24 protein-coding genes and 1 pseudogene are annotated in these 19,521 nt (G+C 36.3%); 9 read left to right on the forward strand and 16 right to left on the reverse strand.

The window, feature by feature from the left end:
• Positions 1 to 279: 279 nt before the first annotated feature.
• Positions 280 to 1,320: a C45 family autoproteolytic acyltransferase/hydrolase gene (locus tag GHT08_RS14240; protein ID WP_163582057.1), complete on the reverse strand. Its 1,041-nt coding sequence runs from the start codon at positions 1,318 to 1,320 to the stop codon at positions 280 to 282.
• Between the two features lie 568 nt (positions 1,321 to 1,888).
• Between GHT08_RS14240 and GHT08_RS14245 the strand changes: the two genes are divergently transcribed.
• The 3 genes from GHT08_RS14245 (at position 1,889) to GHT08_RS14255 (ending at position 3,379) form a co-directional block, all read left to right on the forward strand.
• Positions 1,889 to 2,290, forward strand: a complete 402-nt coding sequence (locus GHT08_RS14245) for a MarR family winged helix-turn-helix transcriptional regulator (RefSeq protein WP_163582058.1) — start codon at positions 1,889 to 1,891, stop codon at positions 2,288 to 2,290.
• Positions 2,291 to 2,423: 133 nt separating this feature from the next.
• Entirely contained in the window at positions 2,424 to 3,089 is a 666-nt protein-coding gene (locus GHT08_RS14250; protein WP_163582059.1) for a hypothetical protein, read from the forward strand.
• Positions 3,086 to 3,379, forward strand: coding sequence for a hypothetical protein (locus GHT08_RS14255; protein ID WP_163582060.1), 294 nt, complete (start codon positions 3,086 to 3,088; stop codon positions 3,377 to 3,379). The genes GHT08_RS14250 and GHT08_RS14255 overlap by 4 nt, the downstream gene beginning before the upstream one ends.
• Before the next feature lie 166 nt (positions 3,380 to 3,545).
• Here GHT08_RS14255 and GHT08_RS14260 read toward each other — a convergent pair whose 3' ends face one another.
• The 7 genes from GHT08_RS14260 to GHT08_RS22235 all read right to left on the reverse strand — a co-directional run bounded on the left by GHT08_RS14260 (position 3,546) and on the right by GHT08_RS22235 (position 8,811).
• Positions 3,546 to 3,728 carry a hypothetical protein gene (locus GHT08_RS14260; RefSeq protein ID WP_163582061.1) on the reverse strand — a complete coding sequence of 61 codons (183 nt, stop codon included), beginning with the start codon at positions 3,726 to 3,728 and terminating at the stop codon, positions 3,546 to 3,548.
• Positions 3,729 to 3,782: 54 nt separating this feature from the next.
• Entirely contained in the window at positions 3,783 to 4,280 is a 498-nt protein-coding gene (locus tag GHT08_RS14265) for an RNA polymerase sigma factor (RefSeq protein WP_163582062.1), read from the reverse strand.
• Positions 4,281 to 4,285: 5 nt separating this feature from the next.
• Positions 4,286 to 5,365: a LolA family protein gene (locus GHT08_RS14270; RefSeq protein WP_163582063.1), complete on the reverse strand. Its 1,080-nt coding sequence runs from the start codon at positions 5,363 to 5,365 to the stop codon at positions 4,286 to 4,288.
• Position 5,366: 1 nt separating this feature from the next.
• Complete coding sequence (locus GHT08_RS14275) at positions 5,367 to 6,833, reverse strand: sensor histidine kinase (RefSeq protein ID WP_163582064.1); 1,467 nt, start codon at positions 6,831 to 6,833, stop codon at positions 5,367 to 5,369.
• Positions 6,830 to 7,531 carry a response regulator transcription factor gene (locus GHT08_RS14280; RefSeq protein WP_163582065.1) on the reverse strand — a complete coding sequence of 234 codons (702 nt, stop codon included), beginning with the start codon at positions 7,529 to 7,531 and terminating at the stop codon, positions 6,830 to 6,832. The genes GHT08_RS14275 and GHT08_RS14280 overlap by 4 nt, the downstream gene beginning before the upstream one ends.
• Positions 7,532 to 8,060: 529 nt before the next feature.
• Positions 8,061 to 8,261 carry a hypothetical protein gene (locus GHT08_RS14285; protein WP_163582067.1) on the reverse strand — a complete coding sequence of 67 codons (201 nt, stop codon included), beginning with the start codon at positions 8,259 to 8,261 and terminating at the stop codon, positions 8,061 to 8,063.
• 85 nt (positions 8,262 to 8,346) lie between these two features.
• Positions 8,347 to 8,811, reverse strand: a complete 465-nt coding sequence (locus GHT08_RS22235) for a glycine zipper domain-containing protein (RefSeq protein ID WP_238343583.1) — start codon at positions 8,809 to 8,811, stop codon at positions 8,347 to 8,349.
• 307 nt (positions 8,812 to 9,118) lie between these two features.
• Between GHT08_RS22235 and GHT08_RS22405 the strand changes: the two genes are divergently transcribed.
• Positions 9,119 to 9,250 carry a hypothetical protein gene (locus GHT08_RS22405; protein WP_018933217.1) on the forward strand — a complete coding sequence of 44 codons (132 nt, stop codon included), beginning with the start codon at positions 9,119 to 9,121 and terminating at the stop codon, positions 9,248 to 9,250.
• Between the two features lie 170 nt (positions 9,251 to 9,420).
• Positions 9,421 to 9,585 (forward strand): YfhE family protein, encoded by a 165-nt coding sequence (locus GHT08_RS14295; RefSeq protein WP_018933218.1) that lies wholly within the window; start codon positions 9,421 to 9,423, stop codon positions 9,583 to 9,585.
• Positions 9,586 to 9,797: 212 nt separating this feature from the next.
• Here the strand turns inward: GHT08_RS14295 and GHT08_RS14300 are convergent, their stop codons facing one another.
• Positions 9,798 to 10,214: an Lrp/AsnC family transcriptional regulator gene (locus tag GHT08_RS14300; protein ID WP_238343589.1), complete on the reverse strand. Its 417-nt coding sequence runs from the start codon at positions 10,212 to 10,214 to the stop codon at positions 9,798 to 9,800.
• A 116-nt stretch (positions 10,215 to 10,330) separates the two neighbouring features.
• Here GHT08_RS14300 and GHT08_RS14305 point away from each other — a divergent pair, with 116 nt between their 5' ends.
• A complete protein-coding gene (locus tag GHT08_RS14305) occupies positions 10,331 to 11,383 on the forward strand; it encodes an oxidoreductase (protein WP_163582069.1) in 1,053 nt (350 codons plus the stop codon).
• Positions 11,384 to 11,783: 400 nt separating this feature from the next.
• Here GHT08_RS14305 and GHT08_RS14310 read toward each other — a convergent pair whose 3' ends face one another.
• Positions 11,784 to 12,386: an NAD(P)H-dependent oxidoreductase gene (locus GHT08_RS14310; protein ID WP_163582070.1), complete on the reverse strand. Its 603-nt coding sequence runs from the start codon at positions 12,384 to 12,386 to the stop codon at positions 11,784 to 11,786.
• Between the two features lie 120 nt (positions 12,387 to 12,506).
• On the opposite strand from GHT08_RS14310, the gene GHT08_RS14315 reads away from it, so the two are divergent.
• Positions 12,507 to 12,938, forward strand: a complete 432-nt coding sequence (locus tag GHT08_RS14315) for a MarR family winged helix-turn-helix transcriptional regulator (protein WP_163582073.1) — start codon at positions 12,507 to 12,509, stop codon at positions 12,936 to 12,938.
• A 203-nt stretch (positions 12,939 to 13,141) separates the two neighbouring features.
• On the opposite strand, the gene rlmD is transcribed toward GHT08_RS14315, so the two are convergent.
• Entirely contained in the window at positions 13,142 to 14,626 is a 1,485-nt protein-coding gene (gene rlmD, locus GHT08_RS14320; protein WP_163582075.1) for a 23S rRNA (uracil(1939)-C(5))-methyltransferase RlmD, read from the reverse strand.
• A gap of 504 nt (positions 14,627 to 15,130) precedes the next feature.
• On the reverse strand, positions 15,131 to 15,445 hold the full coding sequence (locus GHT08_RS14325; protein ID WP_163582077.1) for a DUF3892 domain-containing protein: 315 nt from the start codon (positions 15,443 to 15,445) through the stop codon (positions 15,131 to 15,133).
• 192 nt (positions 15,446 to 15,637) lie between these two features.
• Here GHT08_RS14325 and GHT08_RS14330 point away from each other — a divergent pair, with 192 nt between their 5' ends.
• Positions 15,638 to 16,786: a DEAD/DEAH box helicase gene (locus GHT08_RS14330; protein ID WP_163582078.1), complete on the forward strand. Its 1,149-nt coding sequence runs from the start codon at positions 15,638 to 15,640 to the stop codon at positions 16,784 to 16,786.
• A 367-nt stretch (positions 16,787 to 17,153) separates the two neighbouring features.
• Here the strand turns inward: GHT08_RS14330 and GHT08_RS14335 are convergent, their stop codons facing one another.
• The 3 genes and pseudogenes from GHT08_RS14335 to GHT08_RS14345 all read right to left on the reverse strand — a co-directional run.
• A complete protein-coding gene (locus GHT08_RS14335; RefSeq protein ID WP_163582079.1) occupies positions 17,154 to 17,417 on the reverse strand; it encodes a DUF7669 domain-containing protein in 264 nt (87 codons plus the stop codon).
• A gap of 66 nt (positions 17,418 to 17,483) precedes the next feature.
• Positions 17,484 to 17,906, reverse strand: a complete 423-nt coding sequence (locus GHT08_RS14340; RefSeq protein ID WP_163582080.1) for a VOC family protein — start codon at positions 17,904 to 17,906, stop codon at positions 17,484 to 17,486.
• Between the two features lie 151 nt (positions 17,907 to 18,057).
• Positions 18,058 to 18,213, reverse strand: a pseudogene (locus tag GHT08_RS14345) (helix-turn-helix domain-containing protein); the annotation flags it as partial.
• 236 nt (positions 18,214 to 18,449) lie between these two features.
• Between GHT08_RS14345 and GHT08_RS14350 the strand changes: the two are divergent.
• Entirely contained in the window at positions 18,450 to 18,740 is a 291-nt protein-coding gene (locus GHT08_RS14350; RefSeq protein WP_163582082.1) for an MOSC domain-containing protein, read from the forward strand.
• Positions 18,741 to 18,910: 170 nt separating this feature from the next.
• Here the strand turns inward: GHT08_RS14350 and GHT08_RS14355 are convergent, their stop codons facing one another.
• Positions 18,911 to 19,381, reverse strand: coding sequence for a hypothetical protein (locus GHT08_RS14355; RefSeq protein WP_163582083.1), 471 nt, complete (start codon positions 19,379 to 19,381; stop codon positions 18,911 to 18,913).
• Positions 19,382 to 19,521: the final 140 nt, after the last annotated feature.

The raw sequence follows: 19,521 nt of genomic DNA on the forward strand, positions 1-19,521 counted from the left end.
CAACAACCGCTGCGGCTTGTCCACTTCCACTCCTACGGGATGATTTTCGACTAAGATCCACTTTGGTATGCGCTCTTTGCTTACCAAAGTTAGCTTAGGCGAAAATCCCGTGGAAAGGGAAGTGGACAGCTGCAGCGATGGTTTTCTGTACAAGCTATTTCAAAATGGCTACTCTGCTTACAATTGCGTTGATACCGCGGATTATATACTCTCCTATATTATAAAAAAGAAAGACACGATAACAGACGTTATCATGTCTTTTTTATTGATCGTAGAAATTTACAATCCATCCATATATGGCATACGCGCCTCTGTACTGATTTCTCCTCTTACTCGCTTAATCCAGGTGTTACGTCCTTTTAGCCATTCGCCAAACGAGAAGATAGTGGGTACTCGATTAGAACCCAATCCAATTCCTACATCCATCGAATCCACATCATATATTGTCGTGTGCAATGTTCCCGCTGACTGCAAATATTTTTCCGAGAACACTTCATTTTCCGTATTATTTAATACTTGATAAGCTTCTGCTTTGGAAAGTGATTCTTTTTGCTTGCGTAAAATAGCTAATCGACGTTGAGAATCTGCTAGATGATAACGATTTGCTTCAGGAAGTAGATCAAAATGGTTCGTGCTTACGATATCTTCTTTGACACGTACAGCTTGCGAAGTCGCCTCCACCACATGTCTATTACCAAATCGATCTGCCAACACATAATTAAACGCTACACGATGCGGAACATCTTTTAACAAGGCAATCGCTTCTTCATTGTTTTGGCATTGTTCTAAAATCATTCGTGTAATAATAGTTGGAATAAAGCCATCACCGGAACCTCGGCGATTCACAAAATTATATCCAGTCATCAGTCCTTTTTCGTTCATCCCGTCCGCTCTACCAACAATTCGTTGAGAGGGACCGATCGTTGCAAATCCTTGTTTAGGCTGATATAACACGAATCTTCCTTCATATGTTTTCGGATGATAATCATAATTGCGTACCAAAAAATGATCTCCGGTTAAAATAGAACAACCAGATCGAACCCATTCCTGCTGATAACCACTGAAATGCATAATGGCTTGATCTAACGACAATTTCAAGGACTCTGCTAATCCTTTGAGTTCTTCTAAAAATTGTGGAAACAACGTATTAATCCATTGAATCGCTTCTTCACGATCTACAGAAAAACGTAGCTTCTTCGCCATATCTGGATTCGTATAAATTGGATGTAATGGTGATTGTTTTAACCATTCACCTTGCTGAAAACCGAACGATCTATAATCGCCTCTATATTGAATGACATCTACGTAGTATTTTTTCATGATATTTTCCTTTATTTTAATAATAGGGATATTTATGTCCAAGAGCCTTAGCCTTGCTAACGCAAATCATATCACTTATTGTCTCGAATCTAAAACAAATTGCCCATATGCTTAGTTGTTGTTCTGCTGATATTCTGTTAGATTTATAAACTCTCTTACAGATAAACGAACCATTTTCTTTAATTTATTCGGGTAACTAATATAGGTGGTGGTAGTACCATTAAAGTCCTTGCCGTTATCATAAATATTTCATGGAAAACTATCATTCATCTATATTTTCCAAATTAGAAAACATAGATGGAGATGAACTTATTAATTCAAATAAATTGTCCGTATTTGAATTCAGACAATCAATTATATGTTAGTAAGGAAATTTAGTGAATTTTTTATTCTCCAACTTTACAAGAGGTGAATCTATCGCTGTGCTTATCGTCTATAATCTCCTTCAAACCAAAAGCAGTACAATGGTATCCATTTACTTTTTCAGATTGTATATTGGCAGTGCCCAAAATTAGATATATACTTTAATTATATAGTAAAATTACAAAACATTATAGGTTGTGATGAAATGCTAGAAAACAATATAGAAAATATTATGCGAGGAATGCTAGAAATACAACAAAAATCTCGAAGGTTTGCAGATATGTTATGTGAAGGTGAATCACTATCTCAAACTCAGCTTATTCTTCTGATCCAAATGAATCTAAACGATGGAATGAAAGCCTCTCAAATTGCTGAATTTTTAAGCGTAACTCCTGGAGCAGTTACATCAATCTGCGATAAGTTAGAAAAACTTGGATTGATCCAAAGGGTTAGGGAGTCAGAAGATCGCCGAGTTGTGAAAATGATATTGACAGAATCCGGAGAATCGAAGGTACAGGAGCTCTTTCTTAAACTCCCACAAGAGCAACTCAAAGAAATTGAGAGGGTTTTATCAGAAGTAAATAAATTAATGAGCACCGTTTTTTAAGGATTTCAGTGATGAAGTCCTTTTTTTATTGAGTTTTAGTAATTATTCTTGACAACAATCCCTTTATGTATTTTAATTAATGTATATTTTAATAATTGAAATATATATTAATTAAAATTAGGTGGTGAGAAAGGTGGAAAATGAAAAAGGCCAGTTGCGACACAGTATAACCTTTACAAGTGGGGCAATCAAAGAACTGCCACAAGAATATGATGTTTTAAAATTACGCGGATCTGTAACATTACATCAAGATATTCATCTTAAGGAAATTTCTACTCATGGATACAGTGTTTTTCATTCCGATGTTCTTGTGAATTCTTTACATAACGCAGGTTCGTGCGCAATAAGAGGTAAGTGTAGCGCAATGAAACTTCATAATGTCGGTAATGTAACATTATATTCTGCTCAAATTGCTTATATTAACAGTTCCGGTAAATTGTCTGTAAATGAGCTTCGAACTGATAAGCTAGAAGCTATTGGAATGATTCAAGGTACGGAAATAAATGCAAAGCAATTACATTTGAGATTATCTAGTGAAAGTAACGTGGAGAGGTTAGTTACAGAAGAGGTACAAATTGATAAACACGGAATGTCATTCTCTCTATTCAAAAAAAGACTTCTATGCAGATACATTATAGGGAAAAAATTGCATCTTTCTTATACCCAAGCAGATGTTGTAGAAGGAGAGACCGTTAATATTGGAAAACATTGCAAGATTAATACATTATATTATTTAGAAAGTTATACTATCTCTCCCAAAGCAACTGTCACCCGAGTGATTAGGAGGGTAGCTTCATGACACTTACTAGCATTCTTCTACGTTTCTTCTTATTATTAACCATTCCTGTTTTATCTATATTCTATGCTGGATTAATAGTGGCTGTATTCCTCTCTATTTCAGGTGGGGTATTGCGAACACTTGGTTTCGACCAAATCCAAATGGGCATATGGCCTGGGATAGAGCTTCCTGTTGCTCTTAGTATCCCTTTCGCATTAGGCGTGTCTCTCTTACTTATTATTGGAGCATTTTACACGAGGCGTTTCATCCGAAAATCTCTTCGAATGTTGCGAATGAATAGGTTAGATTAGTTGCAAAGACTAATCCATACTGGTATATTGCCTGTCACTTATGCTGATAGCAAACTTTACTTTATTTTTTCTACGTTTTGAAGAATTGAAAAGCGATTTTGATTGCAGTAAAAAAGACCTAACGAGGGGCTTTACCACCCCGTTAGGTCTTTTTATTTAAAACATATTAAAACAGGATATCTTGAAAAAGTGAGATTGTTAGAACTAATGTTAATAAGGAACCTCCAGCTGTTAATGTTACTATTTTTCGCCCGTTCTGTTCTTTTGAAGGCTTCATAAGCTCTTGTGACTGAGCGATCCATATCACTATAGCTGCCAGCGCAATAATAAATAGAAAAGTACTACTCATTTGTATCCTCCTTCCATTCCTTGCTATCCAGTCCGTTTTTCATGCTTTAGCTGACTAACTCAACAGTGGTAATTGTTCTCTTATCCTTTTTTCATTCAAAAAATCAGTTAGGAATTCCCTGCTTTGATATAAGCTCTTTTTTACTTCCTGTTTAGGAACATCTAATAATGAGCTAATGACTTCTATTGGTAATGAACAGACATGTGCCAAGCCTAGAATAATTCTGTCTTCAGTGGATAGAAGACAAACTGCATTATTCATTAAAGAAGAATCTCCTTGCACAGCCTGCATCCTGCTTCTTATTTTTCCTCTTTTAGTAAGAAAGAATTCTTCCAGGCAACCAATTAACTGTTGATAGAGCAAAAAGGAATCTATTTTTCGAATATTACCTTTCTGATATATGGTCACAAAAACTTTTCCTGTTATTTCCTCTGCTATAGATGGATCATTGACAAGTAGATAGCAAAATCGATAAACAGTTGTTTGATGTTTTTTTAAGAAGGGCTTGAAAATAAATATATCTGTAAAAGAAAAGCGTAATGACTTCTTCAATATTTTTACTCCTCCACAAATACTAAGTTCTCAGCGATTTCAATTAAATCTTCCTCCGTTAATTCGGAGTTATTAGCTAATATAGAATAACGAATACCTTCTTCATCCCAAGTAAGGTTTTGCATAACATCGTCCATATAAATAGCCTCTAAACCTCGGACCTCTAGCTCTTTTTCCGCAGCTATATCAACAGATAATTCTTCGTCAGGTGCTTCAAAAGAATTTAAGGTAAATTGTAAATAATCATCTTTCATAAATTCTTGATTTGCTTCTGTTCTATCGAAGCTTTCCATATCAAATTTATCGATTTGAATTAAATCATAATCTTCACTTGTCAAAACAGGTTGACCATAAATTTCCGCCAATGCTGCTAATGTTGTTTCTTCTGATGAATTCATATCATCAATAGACTCTATGTTTACTCTATCAGGAATATCTATGGTGAAAGTTTCCTCATCAAACGAAGGATTAACCTCTAATTCAGTTACTGTGTACTCAAAGGTCACATCTTCAGACTTGGAGAAAGTTTTGATAACAAACCAATTATCTTCGGCAATCCAATACTCTTCTTCACCTCTTAGCCTGCCTTCTTCTTTTGGAGTTGCTTTAATGTGATACGTGTCAAAACCATTTACCTCTTCATTGCCAACCACCTCAACGTTATGTGTTTCTCTTATCTCCTTCAATGCATTTTCCACTTCTTCACGCTGGGATTGACCGATTAAGGTATCATTTGAATCAAGTACATCCATTGCGAAAGCTTCTTCCTGTAAACTGGAATAGATGGTTATCTTTTCTCCATCGTTTAAATTCATTGTGATTTCGCCATTTGCAGTTTCTGAGATTACTTTTATTCGACTATTCTCTTTGTCTGTCCATTGCTCCATAACCGAATCTTCTATTTTTTCATCCCCTTTGTACACAGTTAAATCACTTTTCACATACAATCCATTGATATCCTCACTAACTTCTACAGCTTTAGCTACAACTTGGTCAGGTGAATATTGTCCAATATCTTCCGCTGAACATGCTGCTAAAAGCAATCCGAAACTTACTATAAGTATCATGATCCATTTATTTTTCATCTCATTCGTTTCCTTTCTCTATTTGAAATGTCATTACAATAACAGTCCCTCGATATTCTAATGACCACAGCTTCATTTCTCCTTGATGCTTCTCCGCAATTCGTTTGGCGATATTCAATCCTAGCCCTGTATTTTTAGTCTTATCAGATGTTCTTGCCTCTTCTCCTTGGAAAAATGGCATAAAAATCGATTCTTTATCCTGTATTTCCGGTCCCTCATTTTGTACGAGAAGAATCCCTTTGCCTTCCCGAATTTGGTTGATGTCTTCTTTCGCTTCTGAAAAGACCCAATCTGGTAAAGCTTGAATGGGATCTACAGCTGCAAGTCCTATTGTCCCGCCTTGAGGTGTAAATCTTAAGGCATTACTCATCAAATTATCCAAATACCGCACCATCTGTTGATCATTCATATAACATGTTCCATCAACTATATTCGTTTTTCGCAAATAAACTTGATGCTTTCTAGCTAGTTCATCATACCCTTCAAATAGCATGTCGAAAAATTCCTCGGCATCAACATTCGGAAGTTCTATATCATATTGAGCTGACTGAAGTTTCGCATATAAGGTTAGATCTTCAATCATCCCTTTGATATGAGTGGACTTATTCTTCATAATTTGGAGATATTCTTTACGCTCTTTGTCTGTTAAGCTGTGTTCATCTTGCAGAGCTTCGGCATATGCCTGAAGAGAGGTTAATGGCGTTTTTATATCATGTGAAAAGGAAGCCATCATTAATTGCTTCTCCTCTTGCTCTTGTTTCGTTTGAAGCTGAGCCGCCTTAATTTCCTCTTGCATTTGTTCAAAATGCTCCATCAGCTGGCCGATCTCATCCTTTTTCTTATCTTGAAAATAAATTGGTTTCTGTGTCGAAGAAAAGATAGACATACCTCTCATTAATTTGTTTAGTGGGCGATTTAACTTTCGATTTAGCATAACTATCACTACTACATAAACCATTAGAAAAAGGGAAAATGATACGATGATCATCATATTTCGTCTATTTTGTACACCATCCACCCATTCCGATCGGTCTACACTCACTTCATAAATACCCAGGATTTGATCATCTTGATAAACTGGCTTTTTGATTGTTAATGAATCATAAGACAAATCGTACTGATAGAGGTTTTTAAATAAATTTTGGCGATCAACTTGTTTGAGAGTTTGTTTTTCTGCATCCGATCGAAAGATAATCAACCCGTCATTACGATAGAGTTTTATGTTAATATCACTTGCTTTCAATTCTGCTGATAGTTGGTTTCCTACTTCACCAGGACCGTTTTGGTAAAGAGTAGGTGACTGTAACTCTTCCTCCATTGATTCGATTCGCTCATATAATTCAAATGAATCTGTCAGTTCTTTTGACTGATTCCATTCTTGAACCAAGATAAAAAAGCCATATGCGGCAGCTAACGGTAGTAGCAGTACAATTAAATAAGAAATAATTAGCCATGTGCGAATTTTCATAGGATTTGTTCTCCGATAAACCGATAGCCAGTCCCCCATATGGTTTCAATCCATTTGGGTTCTTTCATTCGCTCTCCCAGTTTATTTCTTAAGCTTTTTATATGTACATTAATGGTGTTGTTTCCTACCCCTTCCACTTCGCCCCAGACTTGTTGGTATAATTCAGGTTTCGTAAAGGTCCTGTTGGGGTGCTGTATAAATAATTGCAGCAAAGCAAATTCTTTCGATGTTAACGAAATTTCCTTTCCACTAATGCTTACATGTCGTTGTTCCAGGTTAAGTACAAGCCCATTATTAAACGTCAGCTGGCTAGATTGCGATTCGATTCCCTGATAACGGTGATATCTGCGCAAATGAGATTTTATTCTTGCCATCAATTCTATTAGACTAAAAGGTTTCGTAATATAATCATCCGCACCTAAATCAAGTCCCTTTATCTTTGCTTCTTCTTCTAACTTAGCACTAATGATTAATAGTGGAATGTCACTACTTAGGCGAATATTTTCACAAAGTTGAAAGCCATCCATTTCTGGGAGCATAAGATCGACAAGTACTAAATCGTACTTTCCTTGATTGAAATCCTCCCAACCTTCTTTTCCAGTCGATGCCCAGGTGACATCCATACCTTGTCGAAGGAGATGATCTCTGCAAATTCTAGCAATCTCTTTATCATCTTCTACAAGCAAAATAGAAACCATGGTTACTACCCCTCTCACACTATTGATTATAAAAGAATTTTCAGTTGCGATTTAAAATTTAATAATTATTTTATAAAATAAAATGGAGCATTAAGACTAGACCCCTATTTTATCATTCATACGCCTTTGTTTTATTTTAAACAGGAATTTAATCGCCATTTCTTCTAAATAGTTCACTATAATAAGCGATTAAAAAACACCAGGCAAAGTCATTCCACTGCTTGAGGACACCTTCCTCTATCTGTCCAAACCTTTAAGGCTAGCAATCAAAACGGGAGCAAGCTTCTCCATTTATTTTAGTGTAAATCATTAGCAGAATATAAGGGATTTTCCAGTATCACATTCGATTATAAAACCAAATCAAAACCACCAGTGTGAACTGGTGGTTTTGATTTTTGGCCGGCCACTGCCTGTATATTCCTCTTTTCCTTCAATAACCTCTAAATTAATTGCCCCGTTTCTCTACATTTAAGGAATGGAACGTCAACAAATTCTCCACCATCTGCTGAGCGTTTCTCCCATTCACTTTCTAGCTGATCCATAGGTATGCTTGTAATTCTACCCCAAACCATTGGTCATGAACCGTTTGATAATCTCCAGTTCGCAATAACTCTATCACCTCATGAGCCGCTTGTTCAGGTGTAAAATCTTTCGCATTATTGGAACAACTAGTTAAAAAAATGTTAAGCAGTAGCAAGCTCAAACTTTTTATGCTTATCGTAACATTCATTTGATTTTCCTCCTATTGCTGTTCAAAAAGTAACCAAATGAGAAGGGCATTAGCTTTTTGTTGGCTTAATACTTGTGCACATGTATTACAAGACCATCCCCTTCTTCTTAGCATCTGCATCTAATCCTGCCCCAATTGCTACACCCATAGCAATTCCAAGTGGTAATCCTAGTCCAATATTATCAAATATAAGTAGTCCAAACACTACACCTAAACTAGTACCAATCGACATATATATACTTAAATAATACCCACTTGTTACTAACTTGTGTTGCTTCTGCAGGTGAGAACTGATGCTAGCTATTTTTTGTTTATGATACTTAACATCCGTTTCTACAAAATCATCTTTCTTATCTTTAAGTTGTAGTAAATGTTCTTCGAATTCAACAAGATACTGATAACATTCCTTGCAATCAGCCGAGAAGGAGCTTAGCCTTTGGACTATTCGCTTACATTTATTTATTTCGAGCTTTGATGCAATTTGCTGATCAACCGTATTGCCCAGTTCTTCAAGCAATGTAATAAGTTTATTTACTCTTTCACTCTCCACTAGTTCCCCTCCTAAAGTCCCCAATTATTTCAATACTATTTTATACGGCTTTATTCTTGGAAACGTTTCAAATATAGCATTATCGCAAAGACTAATTATAATTAAATCATTACTTAACCTTGAAGAAGAAATGTTTATTCGTTGGAAGATTAAATGAGGATTCTGCTAGTATGTAAACACATCCATAATAGTAATTTAAGGTTGTTTCATTAATTTGTCCGAAAATTTTACTATTAATAGCATAATTATGCTTTTTAGAGAAATAATAAGTTTACTCTTCCCTTAATTAAAGTAGGAGGTTAGACAAATGGGTAAAGCATTTCAGCCGAAAGATACAGGAAAATTAACGAATGAAGAATATGGTACTAAAAAAGACAGACGAAGAGAAGAAGCGCTTACTTCTGATGGTACAAAATCAATGAAAAATTTAAAGAAATAGCGAGCAGCACACTTGTGTGCTCGCTGGCTCCTTTTGCAAAACACATAACAACGAAAATACTAGTGACTTTTATTGATACTCCATCCACTTCCAAAAAGCCTATGTTTAGCAATTTACTATAGAGGGTAAATAATTTATATAACCCAATTCCAATAGAAAGGATGAACACTATGTCCAGAAAAACACAGTATCAACCTATAGGAGGAAATGGGGATGAACCATCAGACACTCAGGAAGTTATTTACGCTAAAGAATTTAAACAAGCAGATATTGCTGGTGGATACCGAAAACCTAAAGTGAATGAAGCTAAAAAGGAAAACCCTAACTTGAAATGACAGATCATCATAAAGCAGCTTTCTTAGCTGCTTTTTCTTTAATTTTTGTAGAAAAGAGGAGTCAGGGCTATAACTCCTAAATGTGATCATACGCTTTAATGAGTTAACCCTTGATCTCGTCTAAAACAGTAAGTGTGGAGTTAAGAAATGTGGATGATAAAGTTATTCTAAATGATTCAATCATCGGGTTTGTTTCGTGTGAACTATCATTTTTAACCATCACTAACATTGTAATTCCCTAGAACAGATAGTATATTGGAAAAGGCATATTGTGTTGTATCTTTAGAGATTTGCTCCAACTCCTCCACCTTTGAACAAACTACTTCAGCCATATAATTATACTCTCCGCTAATTCTCCATAAATCGATAATATTATGGTTCTCTTTACAATAATTCGTTAACTTTTCACAGGTCTTTGTTTTAAACAAAACAAAACCATGGATTCCTTTATTGAGTTCTTTATGATTGACCTCTACTGTATAACGATTTATCACATAATCTTCTAATCTTTCTATCCTCGTTTTCACAGCAGGAGATGACATGTTTATTTGTTTACCGATTTCCGTATAAGTAAGCCTTGAATTTCTTTTTAATAAATCTAAAATTTGATGATCGATATCATCTAACATTGCTTTCACCCACTCTCCCATTACTTTAAAATTTAAAGTTTTTCATAGTATATAGCTTAATAATTCCATTGTAAACAAATCGGCGTAGAATTAAAATTCTATATGAGGTGATAAATATGACTTGTTCCATTTTCTCTGATTACAAAATCGGGAACTTAACATTAGATAATAGAATTGTGATGGCTCCTATGACAAGAGGATTTGCTGATAATGAAACCGGTGAAGTCAATCACTTGATTGCCGACTATTATGGAAAAAGAGCGAGATACGGTGCCGGCTTAATCATCACAGAAGGAATTGTCATCAATGAATCAGCCAAAGGAACCTATGGGATTCCGGGAATATTCACACATCGTCAAACCCTCAGTTGGAAAAAAGTCACAAGAGAAGTTCATCGATATAATACGAAAATTTTTGCCCAGCTTTGGCATGTAGGCAGATTAAGTCATCAGGAAATTTTAAAAGGGCATACTCCTGTCGCTCCATCTGCCATAAGTGCTAGCGGGAACGTGCATAGATTAAGGAAACCGTTCCAACCACCTAAACCTTTAAGTCAGGCGGAAATATATCAAATTATCGATGACTATAGACAGGCAGCAAGAAATGCAATGGAGGCTGGATTTGACGGTGTTGAAATACATGCCGCACATGGTTATCTTATTGATCAATTTATCAGTGAGAAATCAAACCATCGTCAAGACATGTTTGGAGGGTCCTTACAAAATAGACTGCGATTTTTAGATTTGATTATTAAAGAAGTAAAGAAAGTTGTGCCTAAAAATAGAATTAGTATCAGGGTTTCTGAAAAGAAAGATGACGATAGGGATTATGTATGGGAGCAACCTGAAGAAATGGTACACGCTATCACAGAGATTCTTTCCAAACATCGAATAAAAATTATCCATCCCTCTGTAGAAAACTACGGTGTTGCCCTTAAAAATGATCAAAGATCGCTTCATGAGTTATTTAGGAAATACTGGAGGGAAACCCTTATAGCTGTTGGTAATATAGCTCCTAATGAAGGGGCAGTTATCATTGAAGAAAATCAAGCGGACCTAGTTGCATTTGGACAATTATTTATAGCCAATCCTGATTTGGTTATTCGTCTGAAAGCAAATCAAGAGATTTTCCCTTATCATACAAAAGAGCAACTAAAATGTTTAAATTAATTTATACGCGGATTTGAAAATACTGAAGCAGGCTCTGCCAAATTCATTTTAATAGGGCCTGCCCAATCCTAATGAAGAAAACAAATGATAATTGTTGCTGCGCAGTATACGTTTACTTCGTCTACTATGCAATATAAAATTTCTCTTGTTTTTTTTACTTCATATTTACCGACTTTTTTGGGGGAATTAAGGTGTAGTGCATGACAATATCCTGTCAATTAAGATACCGATTACTCATTTTTCAACTTTTATTTAACTCCAAATACAAACTTGAAAAATAGAGAATGAAAATCCGTTCAAATCTTCAAAAGCAAAAGAAAATACATCATACATCTAACAAGTGAGATCGTATAAATGTTTGGACCAATATTTCAGCTTCTTATGATCTGCATCGATATATTTATGATCTGGAGATCTGTTTATTCAATTTTTGAAAATACCTATATACTTTGTTTATTTTTTTCTGATGTTTACCCTTTGGATTTTCCATATTCCCAAACTCAAAAAACTTTACCTTTTTAATGCCTACGTATTGAAATAATGCTTTACGCATTAAAACTTTATGAGCATTATTTAACCAAAACATTGGATAAAAGGGTGGACCTTTCATTACAGAAATACATACGACTGATTTACCCTTCAACAAACCGTCTGGCAACAACTTACCGTTATCTTTGTAGGCAAATCCTGATGCAAACATTTTATCGATATAACCCATTAACATCGCGGGAGGTCTTCCCCACCATATAGGGTAGATAAAAATAATCTTTTCAGCCCACGATAGTTGATCCCGATATTTTGCTAATTCGGGATCTTTATACATATCTCTTCTCTTCTTGTTCTCCCCAAATTCAAGGACCGGATTAAATTTTTCTTCATATAAATCTAAAACTTGAACATTTTGTATAACATGGTTTTCCTCACACCCGCGAAGTACCTCTTGTAAAAAAGCGTAGCTCAAGCTTTGATGATTTGGATGGGTAAAAACAATCAGAACATTCACTATTAAACACCTCATTAGTTATCATTTGATAACTAAATACTAACACCCAATCATTTTAGTTGTCAATTGATAATTGTTTTTTGATAATATATTTGATACTTTGTAAATGAGGTGATTTATATGGACAAGGGTAAGCTTTTCCAGCAGTTTGTTCGATTTACTGCATCTGTACATCAAGTGACAAACGATATGACAAAAGAAATCAAAATTGAAAACATAACTACCGTTCAATACAAAATATTAGAGTTCATTACAGTTAGCCAACCAGTAACTCTTAGTGAAATCAGTGAATGCTTGCATTTATCTTTACCTAATTCTAGCCGTGAGTTAAAAAAATTAATTCAAAGCCAACTATGCGAAAAAATTATTGATCCGAATGATCGTCGCAAGTTTGACATTCGTCTTACAGAGAAAGGAACGGTTCTAATGAATAAAGTGTTTCAACAGCTTGAATTAAAGTTTCAAGAACGAATTAACAATTTAACAGATTCCGAACTAGAAGCAATGGAAGAGGCAATCCAAATTTTACAATCTAAATTTTTGGATAGGTAAAGTGGGATGGATCAATATGAAAGAAATCATGGTCTGTATGTTAATTTTAAAAAGTTATATAATGACTCTTATTTCCATAAGAAAGACCTCTAGCATTTGCTTTTTTGTGTAAACGTAAGACACTAGGGGACAAATAATCCCCCGAACCATTAGTCCGAGGGAAGATAAAACACACTTTAATTTTTAGTTAAAAACTACTGAAGCTATTTTAACTCTAGCGACACTACACTCTCGACGTGTGTCGTCTGCGGAAACATATCCACTGGCTGAATCCCTTTTACCTCATATCCGTTCTTTACTAAATATTCCATATCTCGCACCTGTGTCACTGGATTGCAGGACACATAAACGATACGCTCTGGCTTAAGCTTAACGACACTAGACAAGAATGCTTCATCACTTCCGCTTCGTGGTGGATCCATAATTACTACATCTGCTTTCTCACCACGTGCTGCCATCTCCATCATGAATTCCCCGGAATCACCTTGATAGAAACGGGCATTTTTCACGCCATTGCGCTTTGAATTGCGGATTGCGTCTCGAACAGCATCCTTATTTAGCTCTACACCAATGACTTTTCCAGCCTTTTGACTAGCAATCAGACCGATTGTACCGATCCCACAGTACGCATCAATTACGGTTTCACTTCCAGTCAACTGGGCCATTTCAATGGCTTTTGCATATAACTTTTCCGTCTGGACAGGGTTAATCTGATAGAAGGATTTCGCGGAAATATCAAACTTCAATCCACAAAGAGTGTCAGTTATAGTCCCTTTACCGAACAACACTTTCTCCTGATCACCTAGAACCATGCTCGTATCTCGGTTATTCACGTTCATGAGGATGGTCGTAATCTCTGGGTGAGCCTTCCTAAGAGCTTTCACAAAATTATTCTTACCTTTAAAAATAGGTGAAGCTACAACCAACACCACCATGATCTCACCACTGATCTTGCCAACCTTCACTAATACGTGACGCAGGAAACCTCGTCCAGTGTCTTCATTATATGGCTGCATTTTAAACGACTTCATCATGTCCTTAATCGTTTGCCAGATTTCATCCGCTTTCGGATCGTGAATGAGACACCGATCCATCGAAATAAGCTGATGACTATTCTGAGCGTATAGCCCACCAATAATCTGCCGGTCCTGATTCAGACCAAATGTTGTATGGCTCTTATTTCGGTAATCATACGGATGGTCCATCGTTAAAATCGACTCTGGTTTACCGAACGGCTTCATCAAATCATCTATGGTTTGCTGCTTGAAGCGCATTTGCGCCTGCTTGTTCATATGCTGCAATTGGCATCCACCGCACTCATAGTAGTAGGAGCATGGTGGTTGGACTCGGTCTTTTGACGAGGTGATTATCCGCTTCAATTCCGTATTAACATATCGCCCATTAGTGGACAAAGTAATCTCAGCCGTTTCACCTGGTAATAGATGCTCTACCTCTAGTTGCTTTCCTTTCCACTGAATGATGCCTTTTCCCTCATTAGTCAGGCCTGTACAAGTCACTTCTGCAGTTAGCGTTTTCTTGTTACTTCGACGCTTATTGGTTGTCGAGGGCTTACCTTGGAATTTGTCGCCCTTTTGATTAGTTAGTGCGGAGCGCTTTTTTCCATTTGTTTTTTTCGATTGATTGCGTGTTTTTCCCGGTTTATATCCATTCTTTTTGCTTTTATTCATAGGCACTTCCTATCTATTTTTCTTTGGTTCCTCATTATATACTATCCAAAGACCGTAGTAAAACTAACGAATGCAAAAAAACTGCCACCAATTATTGGATGGGATAAAGGTGCCAGACCCTCTATGTGGACAATTGTCCATACGGGGACCTTGCACCTTAACCAGAAAGCCTAGGCAGCCGTTAGTGGTTGAATACAGATCAATTCAATGATTACAAGTTATGTTATATTAAAGATGAGCAATGCATATACTAAATAACCCGTAGCAGTCACTACGCGTTATGGATAAGCGGTTCCCACAGAGGAATCGGCTATCAATGGTGATAGACCTCTCCTAGTTACTTGTTGGGCAAAGGGAGGTCTATTTTCGTTTGATCAGTGAATGATCTTGATAAAATACAACCCAATGTTTAAGTTAATTGTATAGCTTTTTAAACTTGGTCAGAAAAAGGTGTCTAACCCCATAGTTTTTAAATCTAGAGAAGTCTGTTTTTCATCAATACCCTTAAAAAGTATCTAATTGATCTAGATTATTTGCTTTAATACCATCAGGTTCACTACGGATAATGTCTCGACCATACTTATGAAAAACATCGACGTGCTCCAATTTTCCTGCTTTTGCTTCATCAATTGCGGTGACGTAGTCTAACTCTCTGCCGCTATTCGTTTTAAATGCAATAATATCGCCCTCATCATTTTTTCGAACAGCAACAATTTGTTCTTTTCCATGCTCTCCAGATACTGAGACCTCCTGCTGAGCTTGTTCCTCACCCTGTTGTTTATAATCTTGGTATATTTTCTCAAAATCTTGATTGTCCATATTCTATACCTCCTAAACATACATGTAGTTTGTAACGAAGGCGAAATTTTTATGTGTGATCGCTCCCCAGTTTATCGAGGCACATAATCGATTTAATTTATCACAAAATAATGGTACAAGTTGACGTATATAGTAATCAAGATTACTCTGAATAAAGACGTACGAATTGAAGCAATAAAAGGAGCATTAATAATGAATAAAACGCAAGCATTAAATGAAGTATTACCTGACCTTAAACCGTTTCTTCAAACAGCTTGGGATAAATCCGGGTTCGAAAAGCTAACATCCATTCAACTGCATACGGCCCGCTTTATAATCGAAGGAAAAGATATCATTGCTGAGTCACCAACAGGCAGTGGTAAAACGCTTGCTTACCTTTTACCACTTATGCAACAAATTGACCCAACTCAAAAAAATACGCAAGTTGTTATCTTAGCATCCTCCCATGAACTAGTGATGCAAATAAATCAGGAAGTGCAGGATTGGTCAAAGGACAGTGGAATTGGAAGTGCTACACTTATTGGTGGAGCAAATGTAAAACGCCAAATTGAGAAGTTGAAAAAGAAACCGCAAATTGTAATAGGAACACCAGGAAGAATGAACGAACTCATTAACCAGAAAAAATTAAAGATGCATCAGGTAAAAACAATTGTATTGGATGAAGCAGATCAATTGTTAATACCAGAACACACAACAACTATCGAAAAAATTGTAAAAAGCACCTTAAGTGAGCGGCAAGTGCTCATCTTTTCGGCAACGCTACCTGAGACAGTTCAATCAAAAACAGAAGAACTAATGAACAGTCCTGAAGTAATTCGAGTAGGTAAAGAAGAGGATGATCGACCAAATGTCGAGTATATCTATCTTGTTTGTGAGGCGAGAGATAAAATTGAACTACTTCGAAAGCTCGTACGAAATCATAAAATGAAAGCACTGGTATTCGTCAAAGACATTTCAACGCTTTCGGTACTGGTAGAAAAATTAGATTATATGAGAATCCAGGCAGGAGTTTTGCATAGTGATTCCAAAAAACAAGAGCGCGCGAAAGCAATTAAAGAATTCCGCGAAGGAAAATCTGAATTACTACTCGCTTCAGACGTTGCTGCGAGAGGATTAGATATCCCTGATATCACCCATGTTATTCATATGGACTTGCCTAAAGAAACAACACAATTTGTTCATCGCTCCGGAAGAACAGGTCGTTTAGGATCTGATTCAGGAACCGTTATAGCGATTGTCACCGAGAGTGAGGAACGACAATTGCAGAAGTTTAGTCGTCAGTTAGATTTGACTGTTTCAAAGAAAAGCCTATTTAAAGGGGAATTGGTTGATTCAAAGTAGTCACTTTCCCATGATCAATGGTGCCTGTCACTATCCGAAAGAGAGATCTGACTTCACGAGATATACACTCCTATTGGCGAGATAATAGATGCTGTTCACAAGATTTACTCTTCTGTTGGCGAGATAGTTGGTGCTGGTGGCGAGATATCACAGTTTATCTCGTCAACAGAGCAATGAATCTCGCCTAGAAGGGGTATTATCTCCTAAACAGGGACACATATCTCGTGAACAAGTCTTTCCTATTACAATGGTATTATCTAATGGCTCCCATATGAGTAATTGATTATATCATCGTGTATGAATTAGCACATTTAAGTTGCCGAATATAATGAAAAGTTTTGGCGATTAGTCAGAATCACTCTTCCTCCTATAAGGATTTTGTTAAACTATATAATCCACGTTCGATCCGTTGGTAATCATCATAGACTGTTTGATGATGGGGTTTGGTACCGACACAGCATTTACTTGTTAGATGTGTACGGACAGTGGAATCCTTATAAGTTGTACCTGCCTTCTTCATCTCATCCAATACCTCTTGAACAGAAAATTCATTCTTCCCTTTTTCCTTCATAAGTTGTCTTGTTACTTGCAACATCTCTTCTCGACAACTTATTCTTTTTTTCTTTTTCATCAATATCTCTCCCTAATTTTATGATAAAAAAAGAGTTGAGCAATCACCCAACTCTTTAATCGTCTTTTACACTTCAATCTCTGTATAAATTTGAAAAGTCACGCCAAACTTGTCGGTTACATCGCCAAATCCAGGACTGAAGGGTTCTTCTTTAAACGGCATATTAACTTGACCGTCTTGCCTCAGGGCTTCATAGATTTGTTTTGATTTTTCTACCTCATTTGTTGTAATGCAAATAGTTACCTTTTTCCCGTTTTCAATAATCGAATCACCTGGGGCATCAGATAACATCAGTTCCGTTCCACCAACTTTTAATTTGGCATGTGCCACAAGACTTTTCAGCTCGTCCGTGAACGTATTAGGTATGTCTGGCATTTCTCCGTAAGTAAAAAGGGAGATAATTTCTGCACCAAGGGTTTCTTCATAAAACTGAATGGCTTCCTTTACACGTCCCTCCAAAGTAATATAGGGAGTTAGTTTTACCATCATAAATTGTTCCTCCTCGAGTTTGGATTGAATGGAAATTGATCATTCATAAGTATAGACGTTCCTGCTACTGTAAAATCATCGGTTTTTCGTAAAATTCTTTTTCACATCCAAATCTGCCGGTAATCCAAATCGATCAAATAAATTGGGGTCTATGAAATGATGGATATGAGTGACTTTTCCATGACTGATCTCGAGGATATGTACGATCAAACAAAGGCATTCCTACTTCATGCTCTAACAAAGCCATTTGTTGACTAAGAGAAGGTTGGGCAATGCCTAGTTTCTCAGCGGCACGTGTAAAATGCAGCTCTTAACATAACACGATAAAATATTCCAGTTGTTTTAGTTCCATCGAATTTTCTCCCAATTATTCACATTATAATCAATGGTATTAACTACCATTATATACTAATTATTTTATAAAAAGATGAAATTATAAGAGGAAAAGGGTTTAAATATTCGAGTTTATACATTTCCATCTCAAAATTACGAGAAGCTGAAATTTAAATTCAAAACTAATTTTAACAAAGGAGTTTGATATCAGTGAGTAAACCTGTGATAGATAAAATAATGGTAGGAAAGCCACAAACATTCGGAAATAAAGATACAAAACATCCAATGGGTCGTGAGTGGACAACGGGAATTGTAAAGAATTCTGTTGAAGGAGATATTTGGGTGGGGAAAACACATCTTGAAGGGGATGGACAAGCAGATTTTAAGCGACATGGCGGACCGGAAAAAGCAATTTTTGTCTATACCGTTTCTCATTATGATTATTGGATTACAAAGGCCAGATTTTTCCGTCGGTGCATTTGGCGAAAACTTAGCTGTTAAAAGCATCAATGAAGATGATTTATGTCTCGGTGATGCATTTCACACAGTTAATATTACACTTCCTCATATCCAATTAAATACAGTGAATGCTTCTTTATTATCATCACATAGAAAAAGGCACGAAAACAACATTCGTGCCTTTACATATTCTATTTTCTTAGAAATCTCATTTACAGCTGGTGTGGCTGTTGCTCCTGTCCGGAACCGTTGGATTTCACATCATCTTTCGCAGATACTAACTCATCCTTCGCATCCGTTGCTTTATCTTTTATTTCCCCTAATTCATTTTGCGTTTCTTTCACGGATGACTTTATTTCTTTTGATTCCTCTACTACATTCTGAGTTGTTTCTTTAATATCTTTCGCTTGTGTATCCAGAATGTTCTGGATTTTATTGAGGGTCTCTTTGGATATCTCTGTCGCATTTTGAAGACGAGCGATAATGGCATCTTTCGCTCCACGTGGATCTTCTTTTATTGCTGTAGTATAGTTGTTGACAGAATCTTTCATGTTTCTTGATGTATCTTTTACTTTCTCACGTGCATTGCTATTCAGAAGAATCAATGACGAAGCTCCAGCGATGGCTCCGGCCACCATTGCTCCTTTTTTCACCTTTTTTTGTTGTTCCATTGTCATACCCAATTCAAAAACTCCCTTCTATGTTATCCTTTTTTATAAGATAAGTTACTGGTTAAATTCCCATTATCCAATAAATTAAACCCTTACTAAAAAAAAGAGCATAAGATGGGTACCCCTGTTATTCTATTAATAAGAGGAGGTCA

Origin of the sequence: Gracilibacillus saliphilus (genome assembly GCF_010994085.1) — a bacterium.
Classification (GTDB): domain Bacteria; phylum Bacillota; class Bacilli; order Bacillales; family Amphibacillaceae; genus Gracilibacillus; species Gracilibacillus lacisalsi.

What these genes read in the sequence shown, in the direction of transcription:
- GHT08_RS14240 (WP_163582057.1), bottom strand. Translation starts at nt 1,320, where the DNA reads ATGAAAAAATACTACGTAGATGTCATTCAATATAGAGGCGATTATAGA.
- GHT08_RS14245 (WP_163582058.1), top strand. Translation starts at nt 1,889, where the DNA reads ATGCTAGAAAACAATATAGAAAATATTATGCGAGGAATGCTAGAAATA.
- GHT08_RS14255 (WP_163582060.1), top strand. Translation starts at nt 3,086, where the DNA reads ATGACACTTACTAGCATTCTTCTACGTTTCTTCTTATTATTAACCATT.
- GHT08_RS14260 (WP_163582061.1), bottom strand. Translation starts at nt 3,728, where the DNA reads ATGAGTAGTACTTTTCTATTTATTATTGCGCTGGCAGCTATAGTGATA.
- GHT08_RS14270 (WP_163582063.1), bottom strand. Translation starts at nt 5,365, where the DNA reads ATGAAAAATAAATGGATCATGATACTTATAGTAAGTTTCGGATTGCTT.
- GHT08_RS14275 (WP_163582064.1), bottom strand. Translation starts at nt 6,833, where the DNA reads ATGAAAATTCGCACATGGCTAATTATTTCTTATTTAATTGTACTGCTA.
- GHT08_RS14280 (WP_163582065.1), bottom strand. Translation starts at nt 7,531, where the DNA reads ATGGTTTCTATTTTGCTTGTAGAAGATGATAAAGAGATTGCTAGAATT.
- GHT08_RS14285 (WP_163582067.1), bottom strand. Translation starts at nt 8,261, where the DNA reads ATGAATGTTACGATAAGCATAAAAAGTTTGAGCTTGCTACTGCTTAAC.
- GHT08_RS22405 (WP_018933217.1), top strand. Translation starts at nt 9,119, where the DNA reads ATGGGTAAAGCATTTCAGCCGAAAGATACAGGAAAATTAACGAATGAA.
- GHT08_RS14295 (WP_018933218.1), top strand. Translation starts at nt 9,421, where the DNA reads ATGTCCAGAAAAACACAGTATCAACCTATAGGAGGAAATGGGGATGAA.
- GHT08_RS14300 (WP_238343589.1), bottom strand. Translation starts at nt 10,214, where the DNA reads ATGTTAGATGATATCGATCATCAAATTTTAGATTTATTAAAAAGAAAT.
- GHT08_RS14305 (WP_163582069.1), top strand. Translation starts at nt 10,331, where the DNA reads ATGACTTGTTCCATTTTCTCTGATTACAAAATCGGGAACTTAACATTA.
- GHT08_RS14315 (WP_163582073.1), top strand. Translation starts at nt 12,507, where the DNA reads ATGGACAAGGGTAAGCTTTTCCAGCAGTTTGTTCGATTTACTGCATCT.
- rlmD (WP_163582075.1), bottom strand. Translation starts at nt 14,626, where the DNA reads ATGAATAAAAGCAAAAAGAATGGATATAAACCGGGAAAAACACGCAAT.
- GHT08_RS14325 (WP_163582077.1), bottom strand. Translation starts at nt 15,445, where the DNA reads ATGGACAATCAAGATTTTGAGAAAATATACCAAGATTATAAACAACAG.
- GHT08_RS14330 (WP_163582078.1), top strand. Translation starts at nt 15,638, where the DNA reads ATGAATAAAACGCAAGCATTAAATGAAGTATTACCTGACCTTAAACCG.
- GHT08_RS14335 (WP_163582079.1), bottom strand. Translation starts at nt 17,417, where the DNA reads ATGAAAAAGAAAAAAAGAATAAGTTGTCGAGAAGAGATGTTGCAAGTA.
- GHT08_RS14340 (WP_163582080.1), bottom strand. Translation starts at nt 17,906, where the DNA reads ATGATGGTAAAACTAACTCCCTATATTACTTTGGAGGGACGTGTAAAG.